Below are 18,793 nucleotides of genomic sequence, written 5' to 3'. Positions count from 1 at the left end.
AATTTCTGGTGTCAGCGCAAGAAAAATGTGGTGGCTGTAGCTCAGTTGGTAGAGTCCCGGATTGTGATTCCGGTTGTCGTGGGTTCGAGTCCCATCAGCCACCCCAAAGAATTCAAATGAAATCAGGCACTTACGCGAAAGCGGGGTGCCTTTTTTCATTTCCGGATGGTGGCAGGATCCGACAATGGTGGCATGCGTCAGGCGCTGCCCTTAATCTTGACCATGTGCTGGCGGTCGTACACCCGCCCGGTGGCGGCGGGGTTGGCGTGGGTTTCCCGGTTCTCATGCCGGCCCACCAAGACGGTCACATTTTGCCCTGGCGAACCGTGCCACAAGAGTCGCCGCCGACGTCATGGCGCCGGTCGCCGTCGGAGGCGTACCAAACGCGGTCGGTCATGCGGGTAACCGGCGAAATCGCTGCTCCACGTCTCGCGCACCCACAGGCGGCCACCGGGCTGGCCGTAGGGGCGCGTGGCGCCAGGGCTTCACGACCCGCTGCGTCTGCGTCTTGTTGCCGGCCAGGATGGCGCGCACCAGATTTGGCAAGGGACGGTCAATTTGGGCGCTGACACGTTGGTAGGGGATTCCCGTAGAACTGTGTCGTGCTCGTGGTAAACCAGAGCCTCGATCGGCCACCAACCATGAAGTCATGGACAGCTATGGTTAATATCTCCCGCGAGACCTTTGAGCAAACTGAGCGACGTCTACGCCAAGTCATCACTAAGGCACGACTACGCATATATCCGGGCACATACGCGTTCGTTGAATTTCCGTTGGATAGATTTCCCAGCGCTGTCCGCGCAGATGCACTTGCTCTGGTGCGAGATGACGACGTGTGGAGTCAGCTTGTGCCCAGTGACGGGACGCACGACGAACAGTTCGGGTTATTTCGATTCCATTTCCCTTCGGGTGCCGACAATAGCGGCTTCGTAGGGTGGCTAGCCACGCATTTCAAGAATCGGTTTGGCACCGGAGTATTTGTCACGTGCGGCCAGAATCAGTCGGATGGCGGGATATTCGACTACTGGGGTGTGCCGAAGACGCTCGCGGCAGAAGTGTTTAATGAGGTTCAGCGGCTGGTTGAGGGGCGCTAGCCATCGGCGCGGACGCGGCGGGTAGTGGCGCATCACTCACCGCCTTTGTCCTGCTGGGCTGCAATCGCGGGGGCCATGTCTCCGTTGATCGTGTCGCTGAACGGCTCCCCACCATCCGCGTCGATGCCGTTGTATTGGGGGGCCATCGCAGTGACGCCAACAGTCTTTGATGGAGCGGGACGCGGGGTTCGAACCCGCGTAGGCGGCGTGAAAGCCCGTCTCGTCATCGGGGGGGCATCGCCCTGACTCCGACCCTCGTGGCAAGCGGCCGGGAAGGCCATTGCCGTCGTTCCCGCCTGTTCCCCGAATACGTCCACGGCGCGATATACGACTGGTAACCGCCGCTAGAGCCTTGTTTCGGGCCGCCGAAATACACTGGGCGCACTTTTGACTCGGTGTCTTTGATATGAAAATTCTCTGTAGCCTGGCCCTGCTCGCCTCCTTGCTCGGCGGGTGCGCCGTATATACCCCGGACGGCGCCGTGATCGTCGATCCTCACCGTGGCGGTGGCGGCGGCGGCTTCTGTCCGCCGGGACAGGCCAAGAAGGGCAACTGCTGATCTTCAGCTCCGGCGAAAGGGCGCCCATGCCTGAACTGCCCCCGAGAGGTTGGATCCCTGTCCGACTTTCGCGGAAAGCGGTTCATGGCAGGGCGCCCTTTTTTGCGGGCATGGCCCGGCACATTGTTACCGTATCGCCGCCAGCTTCACCGCAAATCCCAGCAGGAACACTCCCGCCAGCCGTTCCAGCAGATTGGCCACGCGCGGGTTGGCGCGCATGCGTTGCGCCAGATGGTGCGTCAGCAGCACCGCGACCAACCCATACAGGAAGGTCAGCGCCGCCACCGTGACCGCCATGAAGGCGAAGGTCACCAGGCCCTGGTGCCTGACCGGGTCGATGAACAGCGGGAAGAACGCCATGTAGAACATGATCGCCTTGGGGTTGAGCAAGGTGATCATCGCGGTCTGGCGCAGGTAGTGGCCGTTGTCCATGCGGCTCGGACGCGGCGGGGCGCCGGGTTTGCTGCGCATCATCTGCAGGCCGAGCCAGGCCAGGTATGCGGCGCCCGCCCACTGCACGATATGGAACGCGGTGGGATAGGCCGCCAGCAGGGCCGACACGCCGGCCACCGCGAGCCACATCAACACCTGGTCGCCCAGGATCACGCCGCAGGTGGCGGCCAGTCCGGCCTTGATGCCGCCCTTGCCCGTGGCGGTGAGCAAAGCGAAGTTGCCCGGGCCGGGGATGATCAACAGCATGATGAAGGCGAGCACGAATGCGCCATAGTCGGTGACGCCGAGCATGGAAGGACTCCCGAGAAGATAGCGGTATTGTAGAACCGCTGGCGTCGGCGGAAACCGTCGGAATCAATCCATTCGCTCAAGCCTGGGCGCAGTCGCTTCGCTTGGGCCGGCGCTGCGCGCCGGCCGTCCTGTCGCGGCCGTCCTGTCGCGTTACTCCCGCTTGATGCCGGCCTTGCGGATCACTTCCGCCCAGTTCTGGCGCTCCTGCTCCGCATAGGCGCGGAATTCCTCCGCGGACATCGGCATGGGCTGGACGCCGATGTCGGCCATCTTCTGCGTCATGGCGGGCGTTCTGATCGCGGCCTGCAACTCGGCCGACAGCTTCTTCGTGACCGCCTCGGGCAGGCCTTTCGGGCCGACCACGCCCTGCCAGGAATAGACGGTGTAGTCCTTGACCCCCTGTTCGGCCATGGTCGGAACGTCGGGAAGATCCCTCAGCCGCTGCGGCGTGGCGGTGGCCAGGATGCGCAGCTTGCCTGCCTTGATGTTGGGCAGGGCGCTGGTGAGGTCCACGAACATCAGGTCCACCTGATTGCCCAACAGGTCCTGGATGGCGGGCGCGGCGCCCTTGTAGGGCACGTGCAGGATGTCCGCGCCGGTGCGCTGCTTGAACAGCTCCAGCGCCAGATGGTGCGGCGAACCGGTGCCGGCCGAAGAGGCCGTCAATTTGCCGGGGTGCTTCCTGGCCGCCTGCAGCACATCGTCCAGGGTTTTGTAGGCGGAGCCGGCGTTCACCGCCAGCATCATGGGAAACCTGGCGAGCCCGCCGATGTAGGTGAATTTCGACGGGTCGTAGGTCAGGCTGTTGTAGAGCGCCGGGTTGAAGGCGAGGGTGGCGATGTCGGCCGAGCCGAGCACGTAGCCCGACGGCGCCGATTCGGCGATCGCGGTGGCGCCCACGATGGTGGCGGCGCCGGGGCGATTCTCCACCACCACCGTCTGGCCCAGCGGTTTCTCCAGGCCGCTGACGACCGTGCGGGCCAGCACATCGGTGCCGCCGCCGGCAGGGTAGGGCACGATCCAGCGGATGGGTTGGGTGGGCCAGGACTGGGCCTGGGCCGTGGCGGCCAGCGACAGGGTGGCCAGCGCCAGCAGGCGCTTCGCGTAGGGATGCATGGGAACCTCGTTGTCTCTGTGTGCTTGTCGAACGTGGAAGAACGCTGCTTGTGGCGAGGTGATACGGACCAACTCTTACGGACCAACGCGTTATTTTTAACATGTTAACTATTTGTGGAACAGCCTTGCCACGCGTCGGGCGGGTCAGGGTTTTCGCGCAGGACAGTCCGGTCCAGGGCGCGCCGGACGCCTGTCCGCGACTTGGACCGGGTGCTGGGACTTGTCGCTGGTCGAGAAAATAATATGGAATAAATATTCACAAACTGAAATTTATCTATCAAAATCGAGCTGGTGTGCTGTCCCGTATCCGTGGGTCGGCGCACCCGCGACGCACCGTCGCGCTTCCCGTGCCCGAGGACCGACCCATGCGCACCGCAAGCCGCTTGTTGCAAGATTCGTACCGCCGGACCGACCGCGCGATGTTGCCCCTGCTTTGGCTGCTGTTCATCGTTGGCCTGTGCATGGCGCCGCAGTACGGTCGTTGGGCCGCCGCCCTCATCGTCGGCGGCTTGGCCGCCGGCATTCCTTCGTTGCTGATTCTCTGGTTGCCCGGGCGCCTGGCCACGCGCCTGGCCGTCGCCTGTGGACTGATGGTGCTGGCCGCGCTGCACATCCACCTGATGTCCGGCATGACCGAAATCCACTTCGGCATCTTCGTCCTGCTCTCGCTGCTGCTGGCGTATCGTGACTGGCGCACCATCCTGTGCGCGGCGCTGGTGATCGCGGTGCATCACCTGTCCTTCAATTTCCTGCAGCAGTGGGGATACGGGACCATCTGCTTTACCGAGCCCAGCCTGGGCATGGTGCTGTTGCATGCCACCTACGTGGTGGTGCAGGCCGCCGCGCTGGGGTGGCTGGCCTGGAAGATGGAACGGGCCGGCGTCGCCGCCGAAGAACTGGCCCGGCTCAGCGCGCACATCGGGCGCGAAGTCGGCGTGTTCGACCTGCGGTTCGACGGGCAGGGCATGCACAGCGACCTGGGCCGCAGTTTCAAGACCACCATGGACGCGGTGCATCGGACCATGAGCGAGGTGCGGGCGACCGCGACGTCGCTATCCGTCGCCTTGAGCGAGATGATGCAGGGCAATCAGCAGCTCGACGCGCACGCGGGCACGCAGGCCGAATCGCTGGCGCGTACCGCCGCGTCGATGCGCGACCTGGCGGCCAATGTCCATGACAACGCCGCGCGCGCGCAGCAGGCGCGGCAACTGACCGACCAGGCGCGCCAGACCGTCGACGCGGGCAGCGCCGCCGTGGCGGGCGTGGCGACCATGATGGGCGAAATCCAGCAGGAGTCGAAAAAGATCTCGGAAATCATCGGCCTGATCGACAGCATTGCGTTCCAGACCAATATCCTGGCGCTGAACGCGGCGGTGGAGGCGGCGCGCGCCGGTGAGAGCGGGCGCGGCTTCGCGGTGGTGGCCACCGAGGTCCGGGCGCTGGCGCAGCGCAGCGCCAGCGCGGCACGCGACATTCGCACGTTGATCGAAGGTTCCCTGCACAAGACCAGCGAGGGGTTTCGCCAGGCCGATCACGCGGCCGGGGTGATCCGCGAGGTGGTGTCCAGCATCGACCAGGCGGCGCGCATCGTCGGCCAGATCGGCGAGGCGGGACAAACCCAGAGCGCGGATATCGACGCGGTAAACCTGGCGGTGTCCAACATGGATGAGCTGGTCCGCGAGACCGCGTCCGAGGTGGCCCAGGCCGCTCGCGCCTCGACCGCGCAGCAAGCGCAGGCGGCGGCCTTGCTGCGGGCGGTGGAAGTGTTCCGCCTGCAAGCCGACCCATCGGCCGATGCCGTGGCCGCGCCGGGCGCGCGGCCGCCATCCGCCGCGTTGACGCTGGCGGGCGCGTGACCCCAAGTTCCGAAAGGGCGCCGGCCTTGGCGCCGTTTTGATGCGCGGACGCGGCGCGGCCTCCGGTCGTCGCCAGTGCGATGACCGGAGGCCGCGTGGGCCAGGCGCTATTGCGTGATCAACGCAGCAGCGACAGCACCGTCTGCGGCACCTGGTTGGCCTGCGCCAGGACCGACGTGCCGGCCTGTTGCAGGATCTGGGCGCGCGACATGTTCGACACTTCCGTGGCGTAGTCGGCGTCCTGGATGCGCGAACGGGCGCTGGACAGGTTGTTGACCACGTTGTCCAGGTTGGCGATGGTCGATTCCAGGCGGTTCTGCACCGCGCCCAGCTCGCCGGTCAGCTTGTTCAGCACGGTGAAGGCGGCGTCCAGCGTCTTGAGCGGATCGGTCGTTTTCGTGCCCTTGCTGGTAGTGTCCGTCGTCAGCTTACCCGAGGCGTTGACGTAGGCTTGGGCGCCGATCTTGGGGGCGTAGTCGCCCCCACCCGTGCCGCCCGTGACCGTGGTCTTGCCGCTTGTCGGATCGACACGGTAATTGGTCTGATAGTTCGCGGTGGTCGTGAAGTCGCCCTTGTCGTCGACGTAAGTGTCGGTCGATGTGCCGCTGGTGAACTTCACCGTGGCGCTGGTGATGCCCTTGCCCAGTTTGATCTCGACGTCGTTGGCTGTGGTGTTGGCCTTGACCTTCGCCATCAGCGCATCGGAACTGATGGTGTCGGTGAACGTCAATCGATTGCCGCCGGCGACGTTGACGTTGGAGTAGGTCTTGCCACCGATCATAACGCTCGACGAACCGGCTGCGGCTGTATTTCCCGCCGCGGCCGTCATGACGAGGGCGAGCGTGGCCGCGGTGGCGCTATTGGCGTTGGTCGTCAGGTTGCCGCGGTCATCCAGGAACGCCGCCTGGTTGCCGATCTTGATTGCGCCGGTCGCATCGACTTCGAACGTGGTCGACGCGGTGCCGTTGTTATGGGTGTAGACCCCGGTGGCGGTGCCCGCGGGCGGACGCAGCGAGTTCGCCAGCGCCGTGACGGAGGCGGCGTCCGAGGCCGACTTGTCGGTGAACGTGAAGTTCTTGTTGGCGGCGTCGTAGGTGTAGGTCGTGCCGCTCGTGGCGGTGCCGACGGTGACCTTGTTGCCGTTTTCCAGCTTGGCGAACACCTGGTCGGCGGTGGCGGATGCGTGATTCGTTTGCACAACCCAATCGTTGCCGGTCTGGGTACCGTTGGCTGCGGCCAGGTCGGTCACGTCGGCTTCCTTGTTGGGGGACACGCCCGTGCCGTTGACATTGAAGCCCGCCAGGCCCAGTGTATTGGCGCTGATCTCGGACAGGTTCAAGGTGATGGTTTCGCCGTCGTTGGCGCCGACCTGCAACGTCAGGGGCTGGGCGTTGGCTGACAGCACCTTCACGCCGTTGAAATCCGTCTGTTGCGAGATGCGGTCGATGTCCGCCAGGCGTTGGTTGATTTCGTCCTGGATCGAGTCCTTCTGCTCTTGAGAGTAGCTGCCATTGCCTGCCTGTACCGCCAGTTCGCGCACGCGCTGCAGGTGGGTGGTGATTTCGGCGGCAGCGCCTTCGGTGGTCTGCGCCAGCGAGATGCCGTCGTTGGCGTTGCGCGAGGCCTGGGTCAGGCCACGGACGTTGGCGGTGAATCGATTGGCGATGGCCATGCCCGCGGCATCATCCTTGGCGCTGTTGATGCGCAGGCCCGACGACAGGCGTTCGATGGCGGTGCCCAATGCAGATTGGGACTTGTTCAGGTTGTTCTGCGCAACCAGCGACAGATAGTTGGTATTGATGACTGCAGCCATGTGTTTGCTCCTAGACAGAGTGGCTTTACTGGCTCGGGCCGCGGAGGCGGCCCGATGGAAACGTGATGAACCGGGGCTCAGCCTGCGGTTCGTCCGTTGCCATGACTACGGCGCTGGGCAATTTGTTCTTTAGAAGTTTGCCGCTGGAAACGGGGCTTTATGATCTTTTATGAGCTTTTGCTCTCTTAATGAATGCGCTTGCGGAACACCCGAAAAAAACGAAGGCCCCGCCCGCCGGTAAGCGGGTGGGGCCTTCGGGTCTTAGCTCTCTTGGGGAAAGTTTTAAGACCTGCGTAGTGTAGAAGCTGTACGGTATCGAAAACTCATCAATACTCAACGCCCGGGGAAACGGCCTAGGCCTGAGCCGCAATGCTGACCGTGATGTCGCGCACGACCAGCAACGAGCCTTCGGCGTAGATGTTGCGGATCTGCATGGGCGTGCCCCGGATCGTGCCGAGCTTCTTGCGCACGCGGTAGAGCAGGGCATCGATGCGATGCTTGTCGAAGATGATCTCGGGGTAGCCCAGTATCTGCGACATGCGCTCGTGGCTGATAGGAAACTTCGGGCTCTGGATCAGCGAGGCCAGGACGATGGCTTCCTTGGCGGTCAGGTCGACCTGTTGGCCGTCGCTCGACCGCAGTTCGCGCGATTCCACGTCCAGGGTCCAGGCGCCGTCGCGGGACGGCGCGGCCGACGAGGTGACCAGCCGGCGTTCGAGCGCGCTCAGCGTGACGGCCAGCAAGGGCAGCTGCACCGGCTTGTTCAGGTAATGGTCGACGCCATCGCTCATGCCCTGCAGCTGCGTGTTGATGCGCGGGCTGGCGGCGAGCACGACGATGCCCATGGCGGGAAAGGTGCGGTGCAGGGCGGCAATGTGCGCCAGCATGTCGCCGTCGGGCAGCGGCGTGCCGGTGACCAGTATTTCCGGCGCCCGCTGGCGGATATGGTCGAGCGCGTCACGCAGGCCGCCGCAGGTATGCACGGCATGGCCCAGGCCGGCAATGTGCCGGGATACGGTGTCGGCCCATTCCGGGGGATCTTCAACGACGAGGATGCGCATGTTTGCACTGGCCGGTTCTGGCCGCGGACGACGAGGGTCGGCGCGGCGCGGGCCCAAGGTTGTGCCTTGAAATCGATACTTCCGGGATTCTAGGGGCGCCGATGCGCGCAAGGCGTGTCCCGGGCCCTACCTTCAGTCTGATATTGATGCGGTCAGTGCGGTGGCGCGTCGCGTGAGGCGCGCTGGCGTGCCGTGCCGCCCGCGGCGCTGAGGTTGTAGGCCGTGTTCACCAGGCCGATATGCGAGAAGCCCTGTGGAAAGTTGCCGACCAGGCGCCGGCGCGCCACGTCGTATTCCTCGGACAGCAGACCCAGGTCATTGCGCAGCGACAGCAGCCGGTCGAACAGGCGCTCGGCGTCGTCCAGCCGGCCCAGCATGATGCAGGCGTCCGCGAGCCAGAAGCTGCACGCCAGGAACACGCCTTCGTCGCCCGGCAGGCCATCGTCGCTCAGCGCGGGCGAATAGCGCAGCAGCAGGCCATCGCGCAGCAGCTCGCGCTCGATGGCCCGCACCGTGCCGGCGATGCGCGGATCGTCCGGCGGCAGGAAGCCGACCTGGGGGATCAGCAGCAGGCTGGCGTCGAGCGCCGTGCCGCCGTAGTACTGCACGAAGGTGTTGCGGCCGGCGTCGTAGCCGTGGGTGCAGATGTCCTCGCGGATTTCGTCGGCCAGCGCGCGCCAGCGCTGCACCGGGCCTTCCAGCCCGAAGCGTTCGCTGGATTTGACGCTGCGGTCCAGCGCCACCCAGCACATCAGCCGCGAATGCGTGAACGCGCGCGGCGGTCCGCGCATTTCCCAGATGCCGTGGTCCGGTTCGCGCCAGAGCGCCTCGAGCGGCTGCAGCAGCACCTTCTGCATGCGCCAGGCTTCGGCCAGCGGCGCCAGGTCGGCCACGCGCGCGGCGTGCAGGGTTTCGATCAGTTCGCCGTAGACGTCCAGCTGCATCTGCCCGGCCGCCCCATTGCCCAGGCGCGCGGGGGCGCTGCCTTCGTAGCCGGGCAGCCACGGGATGTCGTGCTCGGGCAGCCAGCGCTGGCCGGCAATGCCGTACATGATCTGCAGCTGGTTGGGGTGGCCGGCGGCGGCGCGCAGCAGCCACTGGCGCCAGGCCTCGGCTTCTTCGCGGTAGCCGGCGTTGAGCAGCGCATACAGGGTCAGGGCGGAGTCGCGCAGCCAGCAATGGCGATAGTCCCAATTGCGGCTGCCGCCCAGTTGCTCCGGCAGCGACGTGGTGGGCGCGGCGACGATGCCGCCGGTGGGCTGGAAGGTCAGCAGCTTCAGCGTGATCAGCGAGCGCACCACCGCGTCGCGGCGCGCGCCGGGGCCGTCGGGCCAGTGGCAGCGCTTGGCCCATTCGTGCCACCAGGCGATGGTGCGGTCCATGCTTTCCATGCGGTCGGGCACGAAATGCGGCGACTTGTGCGAGCGGTGGTAAGACAGGGTGAAAGGCACGGTCTGCCCCTGCCGCACGCTGAAGGCGGCCACGCTTTTCATGTCGCGGCCTTCCAGCGGCACGGCGGTGTGCAATTCCACCGCGTCCGGACCGGCGATGGCGCTCAGCCCGTAATCGCGCCGCCGCACCCACGGCACCGCCTGCCCATAGTTGAAGCGCAGCGTCAGCTCCATCTGCATGTCCACGTGGCCGGATTCACCCTGGACGATGCGCACCACGTCGACCCGTTCTTCGTCGTCGCTGAGCGGCATGAAATCGTAGACACGCACCGCGCCGGTGGCGGTCTCGTGGCGCGTTTCCAGCACGGCCGTGTCGGGCAGGTAGCGGCGCCGGACCTCGCCCGGCCGGCGCGGCGCCAGCAGCCAGCGGCCGTGGCTGTCGTCGCCGAGCAGGGCGGCGAAACACGCGGGGGAATCGAAATGCGGCAGGCACAGCCAGTCGATGGAGCCGTCGCGCGCGACCAGCGCCGCCGACAGCAGGTTGCCGATCACGCCATAGTCCTCGATGGGCTTGGACATGGGTCAGGGCGCGTCCCGCGGCTCGCCGATGCGGCCGTTGACCACCACGCGCGCGCCGGTGGCCGCCAGTTCCAGGGCGATGCCACGGCCGATGCCGGAAGTGGCGCCCGTGACGATGGCCACCTGTCCGGACAGATCCGTTTGCCGCATGTTGCTCTCCTTGCGGCGGGCGCGAGCACGGGCTGTCGCCAAGCCAGGGCACGCGGGCCGCTGTCGATAGCAAAGGGTCAGGTTAGTCCCGAACGGACGGCGGTTCAACCCGCGGCCGCCGGCGCCTGGCGCCGGTTCGCTAGCCGATTTCTGACATTTTTCTGAAATTTTCTTGATTTTTCACCAGGTTGCTCTTCATTTTGTCCGACATATAATGCGCATGAGAAGTATTGTTATTAGCAAATAGGGGCGGTAAATCTTGACCAAGAATATGAAATCGGCCCGGGCGCGTCGCGTTCCCCGGCACGCGCCGCGACTCGCGCTGGCGCTCGCTTTCCCTTTTTCCAGCGCGCTGGCGCAAAGCGCGGCGCCCACCCTGCCGGCCGTGACGGTCACGGCCAATTCCGCGCAGGATCAGGACTTGCCCGCGCCCTACGCCGGCGGCCAGGTGGCGCAGGGCGCCAGGCTGGGCATGATGGGCAACCAGGACGTGATGGACACGCCCTTCAACGTCACCAGCTACACCGCCGAGCTGATCCAGAACCAGCAGGCCCGCACGCTGGCCGACGTCATGGCCAACGATGCGTCGGTGCGCTTCACGACGTCGAGCGGGCACGCGTATGAGAATTTCCGCATCCGCGGGTTCGACGTCAACCAGAACGATGTCGCGATCAACGGCATGTACGGCCTGGCGCCCATGGGCCGCACGCCGCTGGAATTCGTCGAGCGGGTCGAAGTGCTCAAGGGGCCGAATGCGCTGTTCAGCGGCATGGCGCCCAGCGGCGCGGTGGGCGGCACGATCAATCTGGTGCCCAAGCGCGCCGATGATACGCCCAACGCGACGTTCGGGGTGAACTGGCAGGGAGACGGCCAGCTGGGCACCACCATCGATGCCGGCAGGCGCTTCGGCGACGCCAACCAATGGGGGGCCCGCGTCAACGGCGCTTTCAGCGACGGCGCCACCACGCTGGACGGCCAGTCGCGCAAGCGCGAATTCCTGTCGCTGGGCCTGGACTATCGCGGCAGCGCGCTGAGCGCCTCGATCGACGCCTACCACAGCCAGGAGTCGTTCCAGGGCGGCACGCCCGCCATGTTCTGGTTCGGCGGCTCCGTGGTGCCCAAGGCGCCCGATCCCCGCATCAATCAGTTCAGCACCGGCTACGGCAGCATCCAGAGCAACGCCGTGGTCGGCCGCGCCGAATACCGCTTCAACGACAATGTCTCGGTGTTCGGCGGCATCGGCCGGCGCGACAGCCACCAATCGGGCCTGATCAACGGCACGCACGCGCGCCAGATCGACGCCAATGGCAATTTCACCGGCTCCATCATCGGCCAGCGGGCCTACACCGACGCCACCTCGGCCGAGGCGGGCCTGCGGTCGCGCTTCAAGACCGGCGCCGTGGGCCATGAACTGGTGCTGCAGGCCTCCATCCTGGATACCGAGGATGGGTCGGCCACGGGCACGGCCTCGACCTTCCGCTCCAACATCTACGACCCCATCACTCCGGTCATGCCGGGTGTGCCCGACAGCGCGCCCAAGACGGCGGAAAACACCTTGACCAGCCTGGCGCTGGTCGACACGATGTCGTTCCTCGACGACCGGCTGCGGTTGACCGGCGGCCTGCGCAACCAGCGCGTGAAGACGACCAACTTCGACAAGAACGGCAACACCACGTCGCGCTACGACAAGCAAGCCGTGACGCCCGCCGTGGCCTTGGTCGTCAAGCCCTGGGGCCCGGATCTGTCCTTCTATGCGAACTACGTGCAGGGCCTGAGCAAGGGCGACAGCGTCACCGACACCACCGCCACCAACTTCGGCCAGGTCTTCGCGCCCTACAAGACCGAGCAGAAAGAGGTGGGCGTGAAGTGGAACGCCGGCACGTTCACCAATACGCTGGCACTGTTCCAGATCGACAAGCCCATGCTGGTCACCGAAGGCACCACGGCCAGGCCGACCTACGCCGATGGCGGCGAAAAGCGCGTGCGCGGGGTCGAATGGAACACTTTCGGCGAACTGGCGCGCGGCGTGCGCGTGCTGGGCGGGGTGACCTATTCCCAGGGCAAGCAGACCAAGACCTCGTTCGGCCGCTATGACGGCAACACCGCGGTCGGCGCGCCGCGCTGGCAGGCCAATACCGGACTGGAATGGGATACCCCGTGGATTGCCGGCCTGACCCTCAGCGCGCGCGTGCAGGCGACCTCGAGCCAGTACGCCGATGCCGCCAACAAGCTGAAGATCCCGGGTTGGGGCCAGCTCGACCTGGGCGCCCGCTACGCCATGCTGGTCAATGGCAAGGACGTGGTGCTGCGTTTGAACGTCAACAACGTGTTCGACAAGCACTATTACGCCGGCAGTTTCAGCGACACCACGCCGATCGCCACGCTGGGCCCGGCGCGCACCGTCACCGCATCCGCCAGCATCAGCTTCTGACCATGGCGCGCCGCCCCCGCCGCCGGCCATGGGCCGGGCAGGGCGCGGCGCCCCACCGCATGCGCCGCATGCAAGGACGACTATGCAATCCCTGATTCTTCCCAGCCTGATCGCCTTGTTCCTGGGCTGCCTTGGCATCTATCTCGGGTCGCCCAATCAGCGCTGGCGCCGCGCGCCCTGGCCCCCGCTGGCGGCCCGCGCCGCCGGGAGCGTGGGCTTGGCGCTGGGCGCCTGGGGCTGTCTGCGCGCGTTCTCGATCGTCGCGGCGGTGTTCGTGTTCTGTACCGCCTTGATGCTGTTCTTCAGCCTCATCCCGTACCTTGGCGCGCTGGCGGCCTCGCGCCGGAGCGATTGGCATGACGCCCGCTAAGCCCGCGCCGATCCGGCGCGACTGGATTTCCAAGACCCTGGCGGGTGCGCTGCTCGGCTTCGTTCTGGCGCTCGGCGCCAGCGCGGCGCTGGCGGCGCTGACGCGCGGGATTCCCCTTGTGACGCGCTCGCAGCTCGCCATGTGGCTGGTGCCGCCCGTCTGGCTGGGCGTGCTGAGCACGGTCTATTTCTTCCGCAGCGGCCCGCGGGCCTGGGCCTGGCTGGGGGGCGCGTGCGCCGTGCTGTATGGCGCGTTGTTCCTGGCCGGCGCGCTCTGAGGGCGGGCACCATCATGAAAGCCGACTACATACGCATCTACAAATCCGTCCACACCTGGACCGGCATCCTGGCGGGCATGGCGCTCTTCATTGCCTTCTATGCCGGCGCATTGACGGTATTCAAGGAGCCGCTGTCGCGCTGGGCCACGCCGCCCTCGGCGGTGCCGCGCGCGCCGGTGGAAGACGCGCAGGATCTCATCGCCAGGACGCTGGCGGCGCGCCCGGACGTGGCCAGGGGATTCACCGTGCACCTGCGCGACGGCGAGCACGTGCCGGCGCGCCTGGGCTGGGAGGTGCGCGATCCGGGCGCCGACGACCATGACGAATCGTCGCTGCGCCACTACATCGCCTTCCTGGACGCGGACGGGAAATTGCAGGTGCAGCAGTCCGCGCCCAGCGGGCTGGCCGCATTCATCGACGTGCTGCATCGCGTGGTCGGGCTGCCGCTCGACAGCGATCCCAATCGCTGGTTCATGGGAATCATCGCCTCGCTGTACGCGGTGGCGCTGGTTTCCGGCGTCATTGTGCTGCTGCCGTCGCTGGTCAAGGATTTCTTTGCCCTGCGCACCGGCAGGAACCTCAAGCGCATGTGGCTCGATGCGCACAATGTGGTGGGCATTGTCTCGTTGCCGTTCCACCTGGTCATGGCGCTCAGTTCGGTGGTGTTCGCGTTCCACGATGGCATCTACGACCTGCAGGACAAGTTCATGTACGAGGGCAAGCTGGAGGCGGTGTTCCAGCGGCCTGGCGCCGGCGCGCCGGACCCGGCCATCCGGCGCGACCCGGCGGCCATGCTGGCGCCGCAGGCGCTGGCGGCCCGGGCGCGCGAGCTGGCGCCGGGCTTCGAGCCGGACACGCTGCAGTACCAGCAGGTCACCGGTCCGCGCGCCATCGTGCGGGTGTGGGGCAAGGACGACAGGGCGGTGTCGCCGCGCGCGCGCGGCGGCTTCGTGGCGCTCGACCCCTACACCGGCAAGGTGCTGAACAGCGACTACCTGCCGGGCGGGCAGAGCACCGCCAATCTCTGGGTCAGCAGCTTCTTCGCGCTGCACATGGCGTCCTTCGGTGGCGTGACGGTGCAGTGGCTGTACTTCTTCCTGGGCCTGGCGGGCGCGTGGCTGTTCTACAGCGGCAACCTGCTGTGGATCGAAACGCGTCGCAAGCGCGCCGACCGCAGGACCGGCGCGATGCCGCGGCAGAGGCTGGATACGCGGCTGATGGCCTCGGCCACCGTGGGCGTATGCCTGGGCAGCCTGTGCGGCATTTCGTTGATGATCGTCGCCGCCAAAGGATTGCACGGCCGCGTCGACGATCTCGACGCCTGGCTGCGGGGCGTGTACTACGCGGCGTTCTTCGCCAGCGTGGCCTGGGCCTTTGCGCGCGGCGGCGCCAGGGCGGGCGTGCAACTGCTGTGGACCGCCGCCGCGCTGACGCTGGCGATTCCGGCCACCTCGCTGGCGGGCTGGCTGCTGCCCGCCAGCGGACTATGGGCGCACACCACGCCGCCGGCGTTGGCCGTGGACGCCACGGCGCTGGCGCTTGCGCTGGGCCTGGCCTGGATGGCGAAAGCCAGCGCGCGGCGTATCCGCCATGGCGAGCGCGACAGCGTGTGGGCGCCGCGGCAGCCGGCGTCGGAGCGCGGCGATCTGGCCCTGGCGCAGCCCGTGGCGCCGGCCCGCGCCGTCACGCCCGGCGACTGCGCATCCCCGCCACGATCTTCAGGTCCGCGCGCGCAATGAGTTCGCGATATGTCTCGCTGTCGACGCCATGGATGGCCACTTTCGACTCGGCGTCGTGATGGATGCCCCAGCCGAATTGCTTGACCAGTGGCGAGGCGCGCAGGCAGGCCTGTGGCCTGGCGAAAAACGCTTCGCGTGCCGGCTTGCGGTCCCGGGGCGCGATGCCGTTGCGAATGGCATATACCTCGAACAGCAGATCATCGCTGGTGTAGTGGTACGGGTGCCGCGTCAGCAAGGCGTGCTGGAGCTGGGCGATGGAGTTGGCCTTGGCCGGCATCGTGCCGGCCGTGGCGGTGCTGTCGGGGGACGCCGTGATGAAGGTCGCCGTGTAGTTCGTTGTCATGGTGGTCCTGGTTTCCCCCGGGGCTGAGGGGCCAGGCCGGCCGCGCCATTGCCGGTCCGGCCCCGTTCCGCCAAGTTTCGCACTTTTCGGGCTTGTCGGTGCGGCGACGGCCTGCGCTTCGCGACGCATGAGGCCCGCGGGCCGTCACTGGAAGCGGTACCGCAGCCCCGCCGCGAACACGTTGTTGGTCAGCCCTCCGGGGCCGAACTGTGCGTCGTAGCTGGCGTACCACGAGACGTCATCCGCCAGCTGCGAGCTGGCGCCCAGGCCCAGCCAGCCGGTATGGCGCGGCAGGCCGATGCCCTGGACCTCGAAGCTCGCGTCCGGAGCGCCGGCGAAGGCGGCCGTGAAGTCCAGGCGCGTCGGGTTGCCGTAGCGATACGCGCCAAAGGCGCTAAGGGTGGTGCTGCCCCCGGCCCAGTCGAGCGGCGAGGACTGCAATCGCAGGCCCAACTGGCCGGCCCCCTGGTCGTAGGATTTCTTTCGAGCCTGCAGGGCGAAGGCGCTGCCATCTTCGTCGATCGCGCCGCGCGCCAGATGGTCGTAGGACACGCCGACGAAAGGCGTCACGCGGCCGCCGTCGAACGCGAAGGCGTGGCCGATCTCGGCGTAAAGGGCGGTGACGCGGTCGTTGCGGCCGCTGGCGACGCGTTCGGCGCCGCCGGCCAGGATGTCGCGCTTGACGTCCGCATGGCGCCATTCGTGGCCGGCGCGCGCCGATACGTACGGGCCGATCTCGGCCCCGTAGCGGCCATACAGCGACAGCCCGGTTCCCTGGCTCCTGGACTGGCCGCCATAATGGTCGAAATCGGCCTTGGCGTCGGACCACGTCAGGGAAAGACCGAGAATGCCGTCGTCCGTGACGCGATGGTCAACGCCCAGCTGGCCGCCATACAGGCGCGTATCCGCGCCGGCGAAACCGGACTGCTTCAACTTGCCGGCGCCGCCCATCATCTGCATCCATACGCCGCTGCGCGCGCCTGCGAGCGCCAGCTGGTCGACGCGGTTCGACAGCGCGCGGTTCACGGCCTGTGACTGCTGGAAGCCAAGCGCCTGCGACGAGGCATGGATCTGCCCGCTGACGCTGTCGAGCGCCGCCGCCAGTTGCGCGGCGCTGTCGACGCTCTGCAGCCGCGCCGCGCGCTGGATGAAGGCGTCGCTGACGTTGCTGTCCGCGCCCAGGACCTTGGCGTCGGCCGCCTCGAAGGCGGTCTCGATCGCCTGCGCGGCGCCCAGCCTGCCGGCCTGGCCGCCGTACAAGTCATGCGCCACGGTAGCGACGTTGCTGCGCGCCACGTCCAGGTCGATCTGGTCGGCGGTCGAGTAGTCGGGGCTGACCGTGTACAGCAGGCTCGGTCCGGCGCTGACCGTGCCGAAGCGGCCGACCACCGCGAAGGCCTTGAGAACCGTCTCGCGCGACTTGACCACATAAGCGTCGTCGGGCTTGGTGATTTCCAGCGCGGAATTGCCCAGCGAGGCCAGGCCATCGACCGTCAGGGTCGTGCCAAGCTGGGTCGTCAGCCTGGCCTCGGGGCGGAACGCGAAGTAGCTGCCCTGGATGTGCAGGCCGTTGCCCTTGGCCACCAGCGTGCCGCGGTTGTGCACCGAGCGTCCCGCCACGCCGCCGTCGGCGCTCAGGACGCCATCGGCCTGGATCGAGATGTCCCCGGCCACGCTGCCGTACAGTTCGACCGTGCCGCGGGTGATGGTCGTGGTGCCGGTATAGCGGTTCTGGCCCCACAGGACCAGGGCGCCGGTGCCTGCCTTGGTCAGGCCGGCGTCGCCGCCGATGTCGTTGAAGAACTCCGAGCGCATGCCGTCGAAGTCCGCCACGAAATCCCCGCCCAGTGTCAGGCGCGTGTCGAACAGGGCGGGGCCGCGCACCGCGCGCGCCATGTTCAACCGGCCCCAGCCGAAGCGGGTACGGTCGCCCAGGTCGTCGGCGGTCGACAGCAGGGTCTGGCGCAATGCGCTGTTGTCCATCCAGGGATAGGCTTGCGATACCAGCGCCGCCGTGGCGGCGACCACGGGCGCGGCGAACGAGGTGCCCGTCAATTTGTCGTCGTCCGGCGACCGCGCGCTGATGCACCAGTTCGCGGCGATACCGCAGGCGTTGGACCAGGGCGCGAGATCGCCGTCGGCCAGCACTTGCGTGACCGTCAGCCAGCCGCGTTCCAGCGTCGGCACGACACGAGGCGCGGCGGCCAGCAGATAGGGATTGGGTTGCGCTTCGTTGCCGTTGGCCCAGACCAGCAACTGGCCATTGCTGTTCACGGCTTCGTCGAGCGCAGGGAAGAAGGCCTTGACCGTCGGCGAATCGGGCTTGGTTTCGTCGCCGTCGGGCAGGGCGTACTCGGGGCCGGGAACGAAGGACCAGGAATTGTTGACGATCTTGACCCCGCGCGCGTTCAGGGCTGACAGCACGCCGCGCAGGCTCAGGTTCGAAAAGGTGGCCCGCTGGTTTGCCTGGTACAGGTTGACGCCCGTGGCCACGCCCTTGCCGAAGTCGTCGCCGGCCACGACCTTGCCGCCAATGATGCGGCTGACGATGGCGCCATGGGTGGCGATCTTGCCGTCCTTGTCGACGGGCTCGGCGGCATCGGCGGCGAGGACCTCGCGCAGCGCGCCCGCAACCGAGAGCTTGTGGTGGTCCGTGGCCGGATCGGCGTCGAAGCCGTTGTCGATCACGCCGACGTTGACGCCTGTGCCTTCGAAGGCCGCCGCGTCGGGCGGGGCGGGCACGGGCGAGGTCGGCCGCCAGCCGGGGATGCCGGTGTCGCTGATGGGGACGACAGGGGCTGGCTGGGGCGGATCGGGGGGCGCGACGGGATCGGCGGGTGTAGTGGGATCGGGGGGGGTGACGGGATGGGCCGGTTTGGCGGGGTCGGGGGGCGTGACGGGATCGGCGGGCTTGACGGGGCCGGGAGGCGTGACGGGATCGGCCGGTTTGGCCGGATCAGGCGGCGTGACGGGATCGGCGGACTGGACCGGAGGCGCGACCGTCCCGGCGCCGCCAGGACCGCCACCGCCGCCACTTCCCGTGCCAGGCAGGCTGCCCCCCGTGTCTCCATGGCTTCCCCCGCCGCCTCCGCAAGCCGCCAGGATGGACAGGGTCAGGATGGACAGGGCGAGTCTGGATGCGATCGGCAGGGATCGATGTGTGCGCATGATGCGGCGGTTTCCGTATTTGTGCTGGCCCCGGGCAAGGGGCGCTTGAAAGGGGGGCGTCGCCGTCAAGCCAAGTTTGGTTTTTGCGACACGCCATGTTTG

The 18,793-nt window shown here is 67.1% G+C and carries 15 protein-coding genes and 1 tRNA gene; 8 read left to right on the top strand and 8 right to left on the bottom strand.

Annotation, left to right across the window (positions count from 1 at the left end):
- The first annotated feature begins 30 nt into the window (after positions 1–30).
- The 3 genes from AC6CR5_RS12785 to AC6CR5_RS12775 all read left to right on the top strand — a co-directional run bounded on the left by AC6CR5_RS12785 (position 31) and on the right by AC6CR5_RS12775 (position 1,653).
- Positions 31–106: transfer RNA gene (locus tag AC6CR5_RS12785), tRNA-His, on the top strand.
- Positions 107–641: 535 nt separating this feature from the next.
- On the top strand, positions 642–1,094 hold the full coding sequence (locus AC6CR5_RS12780; RefSeq protein ID WP_459229006.1) for a DUF6196 family protein: 453 nt from the start codon (positions 642–644) through the stop codon (positions 1,092–1,094).
- A gap of 406 nt (positions 1,095–1,500) precedes the next feature.
- The gene (locus AC6CR5_RS12775) at positions 1,501–1,653 is read left to right on the top strand and encodes a hypothetical protein (RefSeq protein ID WP_006387662.1); all 153 of its coding nucleotides are present in this window, start codon (positions 1,501–1,503) and stop codon (positions 1,651–1,653) included.
- A 126-nt stretch (positions 1,654–1,779) separates the two neighbouring features.
- Here AC6CR5_RS12775 and AC6CR5_RS12770 read toward each other — a convergent pair whose 3' ends face one another.
- Both AC6CR5_RS12770 and AC6CR5_RS12765 read right to left on the bottom strand, forming a co-directional pair.
- Entirely contained in the window at positions 1,780–2,397 is a 618-nt protein-coding gene (locus AC6CR5_RS12770; RefSeq protein ID WP_020928962.1) for a LysE family transporter, read from the bottom strand.
- A gap of 150 nt (positions 2,398–2,547) precedes the next feature.
- The gene (locus AC6CR5_RS12765) at positions 2,548–3,513 is read right to left on the bottom strand and encodes a Bug family tripartite tricarboxylate transporter substrate binding protein (RefSeq protein WP_024069917.1); all 966 of its coding nucleotides are present in this window, start codon (positions 3,511–3,513) and stop codon (positions 2,548–2,550) included.
- A gap of 365 nt (positions 3,514–3,878) precedes the next feature.
- On the opposite strand from AC6CR5_RS12765, the gene AC6CR5_RS12760 reads away from it, so the two are divergent.
- Positions 3,879–5,369 (top strand): methyl-accepting chemotaxis protein, encoded by a 1,491-nt coding sequence (locus AC6CR5_RS12760; RefSeq protein ID WP_155873932.1) that lies wholly within the window; start codon positions 3,879–3,881, stop codon positions 5,367–5,369.
- Between the two features lie 118 nt (positions 5,370–5,487).
- Here AC6CR5_RS12760 and AC6CR5_RS12755 read toward each other — a convergent pair whose 3' ends face one another.
- The 4 genes from AC6CR5_RS12755 to AC6CR5_RS12740 all read right to left on the bottom strand — a co-directional run bounded on the left by AC6CR5_RS12755 (position 5,488) and on the right by AC6CR5_RS12740 (position 10,363).
- The gene (locus AC6CR5_RS12755) at positions 5,488–7,182 is read right to left on the bottom strand and encodes a flagellin N-terminal helical domain-containing protein (RefSeq protein WP_054444304.1); all 1,695 of its coding nucleotides are present in this window, start codon (positions 7,180–7,182) and stop codon (positions 5,488–5,490) included.
- A 353-nt stretch (positions 7,183–7,535) separates the two neighbouring features.
- Entirely contained in the window at positions 7,536–8,243 is a 708-nt protein-coding gene (locus AC6CR5_RS12750) for a response regulator transcription factor (RefSeq protein WP_047991520.1), read from the bottom strand.
- A 152-nt stretch (positions 8,244–8,395) separates the two neighbouring features.
- The gene (locus AC6CR5_RS12745; protein WP_020928958.1) at positions 8,396–10,213 is read right to left on the bottom strand and encodes a glycoside hydrolase family 15 protein; all 1,818 of its coding nucleotides are present in this window, start codon (positions 10,211–10,213) and stop codon (positions 8,396–8,398) included.
- 3 nt (positions 10,214–10,216) lie between these two features.
- Positions 10,217–10,363 carry an SDR family NAD(P)-dependent oxidoreductase gene (locus AC6CR5_RS12740; RefSeq protein ID WP_020928957.1) on the bottom strand — a complete coding sequence of 49 codons (147 nt, stop codon included), beginning with the start codon at positions 10,361–10,363 and terminating at the stop codon, positions 10,217–10,219.
- A 259-nt stretch (positions 10,364–10,622) separates the two neighbouring features.
- On the opposite strand from AC6CR5_RS12740, the gene AC6CR5_RS12735 reads away from it, so the two are divergent.
- The 4 genes from AC6CR5_RS12735 (at position 10,623) to AC6CR5_RS12720 (ending at position 15,180) form a co-directional block, all read left to right on the top strand.
- Positions 10,623–12,794: a TonB-dependent receptor gene (locus AC6CR5_RS12735; RefSeq protein WP_020928955.1), complete on the top strand. Its 2,172-nt coding sequence runs from the start codon at positions 10,623–10,625 to the stop codon at positions 12,792–12,794.
- Between the two features lie 82 nt (positions 12,795–12,876).
- On the top strand, positions 12,877–13,164 hold the full coding sequence (locus tag AC6CR5_RS12730; protein ID WP_054499753.1) for a hypothetical protein: 288 nt from the start codon (positions 12,877–12,879) through the stop codon (positions 13,162–13,164).
- Positions 13,151–13,441, top strand: a complete 291-nt coding sequence (locus tag AC6CR5_RS12725; protein WP_026383247.1) for a hypothetical protein — start codon at positions 13,151–13,153, stop codon at positions 13,439–13,441. The genes AC6CR5_RS12730 and AC6CR5_RS12725 overlap by 14 nt, the downstream gene beginning before the upstream one ends.
- A 14-nt stretch (positions 13,442–13,455) precedes the next feature.
- The gene (locus AC6CR5_RS12720; RefSeq protein WP_498085694.1) at positions 13,456–15,180 is read left to right on the top strand and encodes a PepSY-associated TM helix domain-containing protein; all 1,725 of its coding nucleotides are present in this window, start codon (positions 13,456–13,458) and stop codon (positions 15,178–15,180) included.
- Here the strand turns inward: AC6CR5_RS12720 and AC6CR5_RS12715 are convergent.
- Both AC6CR5_RS12715 and AC6CR5_RS12710 read right to left on the bottom strand, forming a co-directional pair.
- Positions 15,125–15,523, bottom strand: coding sequence for a DUF6157 family protein (locus tag AC6CR5_RS12715; protein WP_054448805.1), 399 nt, complete (start codon positions 15,521–15,523; stop codon positions 15,125–15,127). The genes AC6CR5_RS12720 and AC6CR5_RS12715 overlap by 56 nt on opposite strands.
- A 144-nt stretch (positions 15,524–15,667) precedes the next feature.
- Positions 15,668–18,691, bottom strand: a complete 3,024-nt coding sequence (locus AC6CR5_RS12710) for an autotransporter domain-containing protein (protein ID WP_498085693.1) — start codon at positions 18,689–18,691, stop codon at positions 15,668–15,670.
- Positions 18,692–18,793 lie beyond the last annotated feature (102 nt).

It is taken from the genome of Achromobacter sp. EG18, from assembly GCF_059759395.1.
The sequence above is the reverse complement of the archived record's forward strand: the minus strand, read 5'-3'. Positions and strand labels throughout refer to the sequence as shown.

Bases quoted from the DNA above. Each gene is read 5' to 3' on its own strand.
- AC6CR5_RS12780 (WP_459229006.1), top strand. From the start codon at position 642: ATGAAGTCATGGACAGCTATGGTTAATATCTCCCGCGAGACCTTTGAG.
- AC6CR5_RS12775 (WP_006387662.1), top strand. From the start codon at position 1,501: ATGAAAATTCTCTGTAGCCTGGCCCTGCTCGCCTCCTTGCTCGGCGGG.
- AC6CR5_RS12770 (WP_020928962.1), bottom strand. From the start codon at position 2,397: ATGCTCGGCGTCACCGACTATGGCGCATTCGTGCTCGCCTTCATCATG.
- AC6CR5_RS12765 (WP_024069917.1), bottom strand. From the start codon at position 3,513: ATGCATCCCTACGCGAAGCGCCTGCTGGCGCTGGCCACCCTGTCGCTG.
- AC6CR5_RS12760 (WP_155873932.1), top strand. From the start codon at position 3,879: ATGCGCACCGCAAGCCGCTTGTTGCAAGATTCGTACCGCCGGACCGAC.
- AC6CR5_RS12755 (WP_054444304.1), bottom strand. From the start codon at position 7,182: ATGGCTGCAGTCATCAATACCAACTATCTGTCGCTGGTTGCGCAGAAC.
- AC6CR5_RS12750 (WP_047991520.1), bottom strand. From the start codon at position 8,243: ATGCGCATCCTCGTCGTTGAAGATCCCCCGGAATGGGCCGACACCGTA.
- AC6CR5_RS12745 (WP_020928958.1), bottom strand. From the start codon at position 10,213: ATGTCCAAGCCCATCGAGGACTATGGCGTGATCGGCAACCTGCTGTCG.
- AC6CR5_RS12740 (WP_020928957.1), bottom strand. From the start codon at position 10,363: ATGCGGCAAACGGATCTGTCCGGACAGGTGGCCATCGTCACGGGCGCC.
- AC6CR5_RS12730 (WP_054499753.1), top strand. From the start codon at position 12,877: ATGCAATCCCTGATTCTTCCCAGCCTGATCGCCTTGTTCCTGGGCTGC.
- AC6CR5_RS12725 (WP_026383247.1), top strand. From the start codon at position 13,151: ATGACGCCCGCTAAGCCCGCGCCGATCCGGCGCGACTGGATTTCCAAG.
- AC6CR5_RS12720 (WP_498085694.1), top strand. From the start codon at position 13,456: ATGAAAGCCGACTACATACGCATCTACAAATCCGTCCACACCTGGACC.
- AC6CR5_RS12715 (WP_054448805.1), bottom strand. From the start codon at position 15,523: ATGACAACGAACTACACGGCGACCTTCATCACGGCGTCCCCCGACAGC.
- AC6CR5_RS12710 (WP_498085693.1), bottom strand. From the start codon at position 18,691: ATGCGCACACATCGATCCCTGCCGATCGCATCCAGACTCGCCCTGTCC.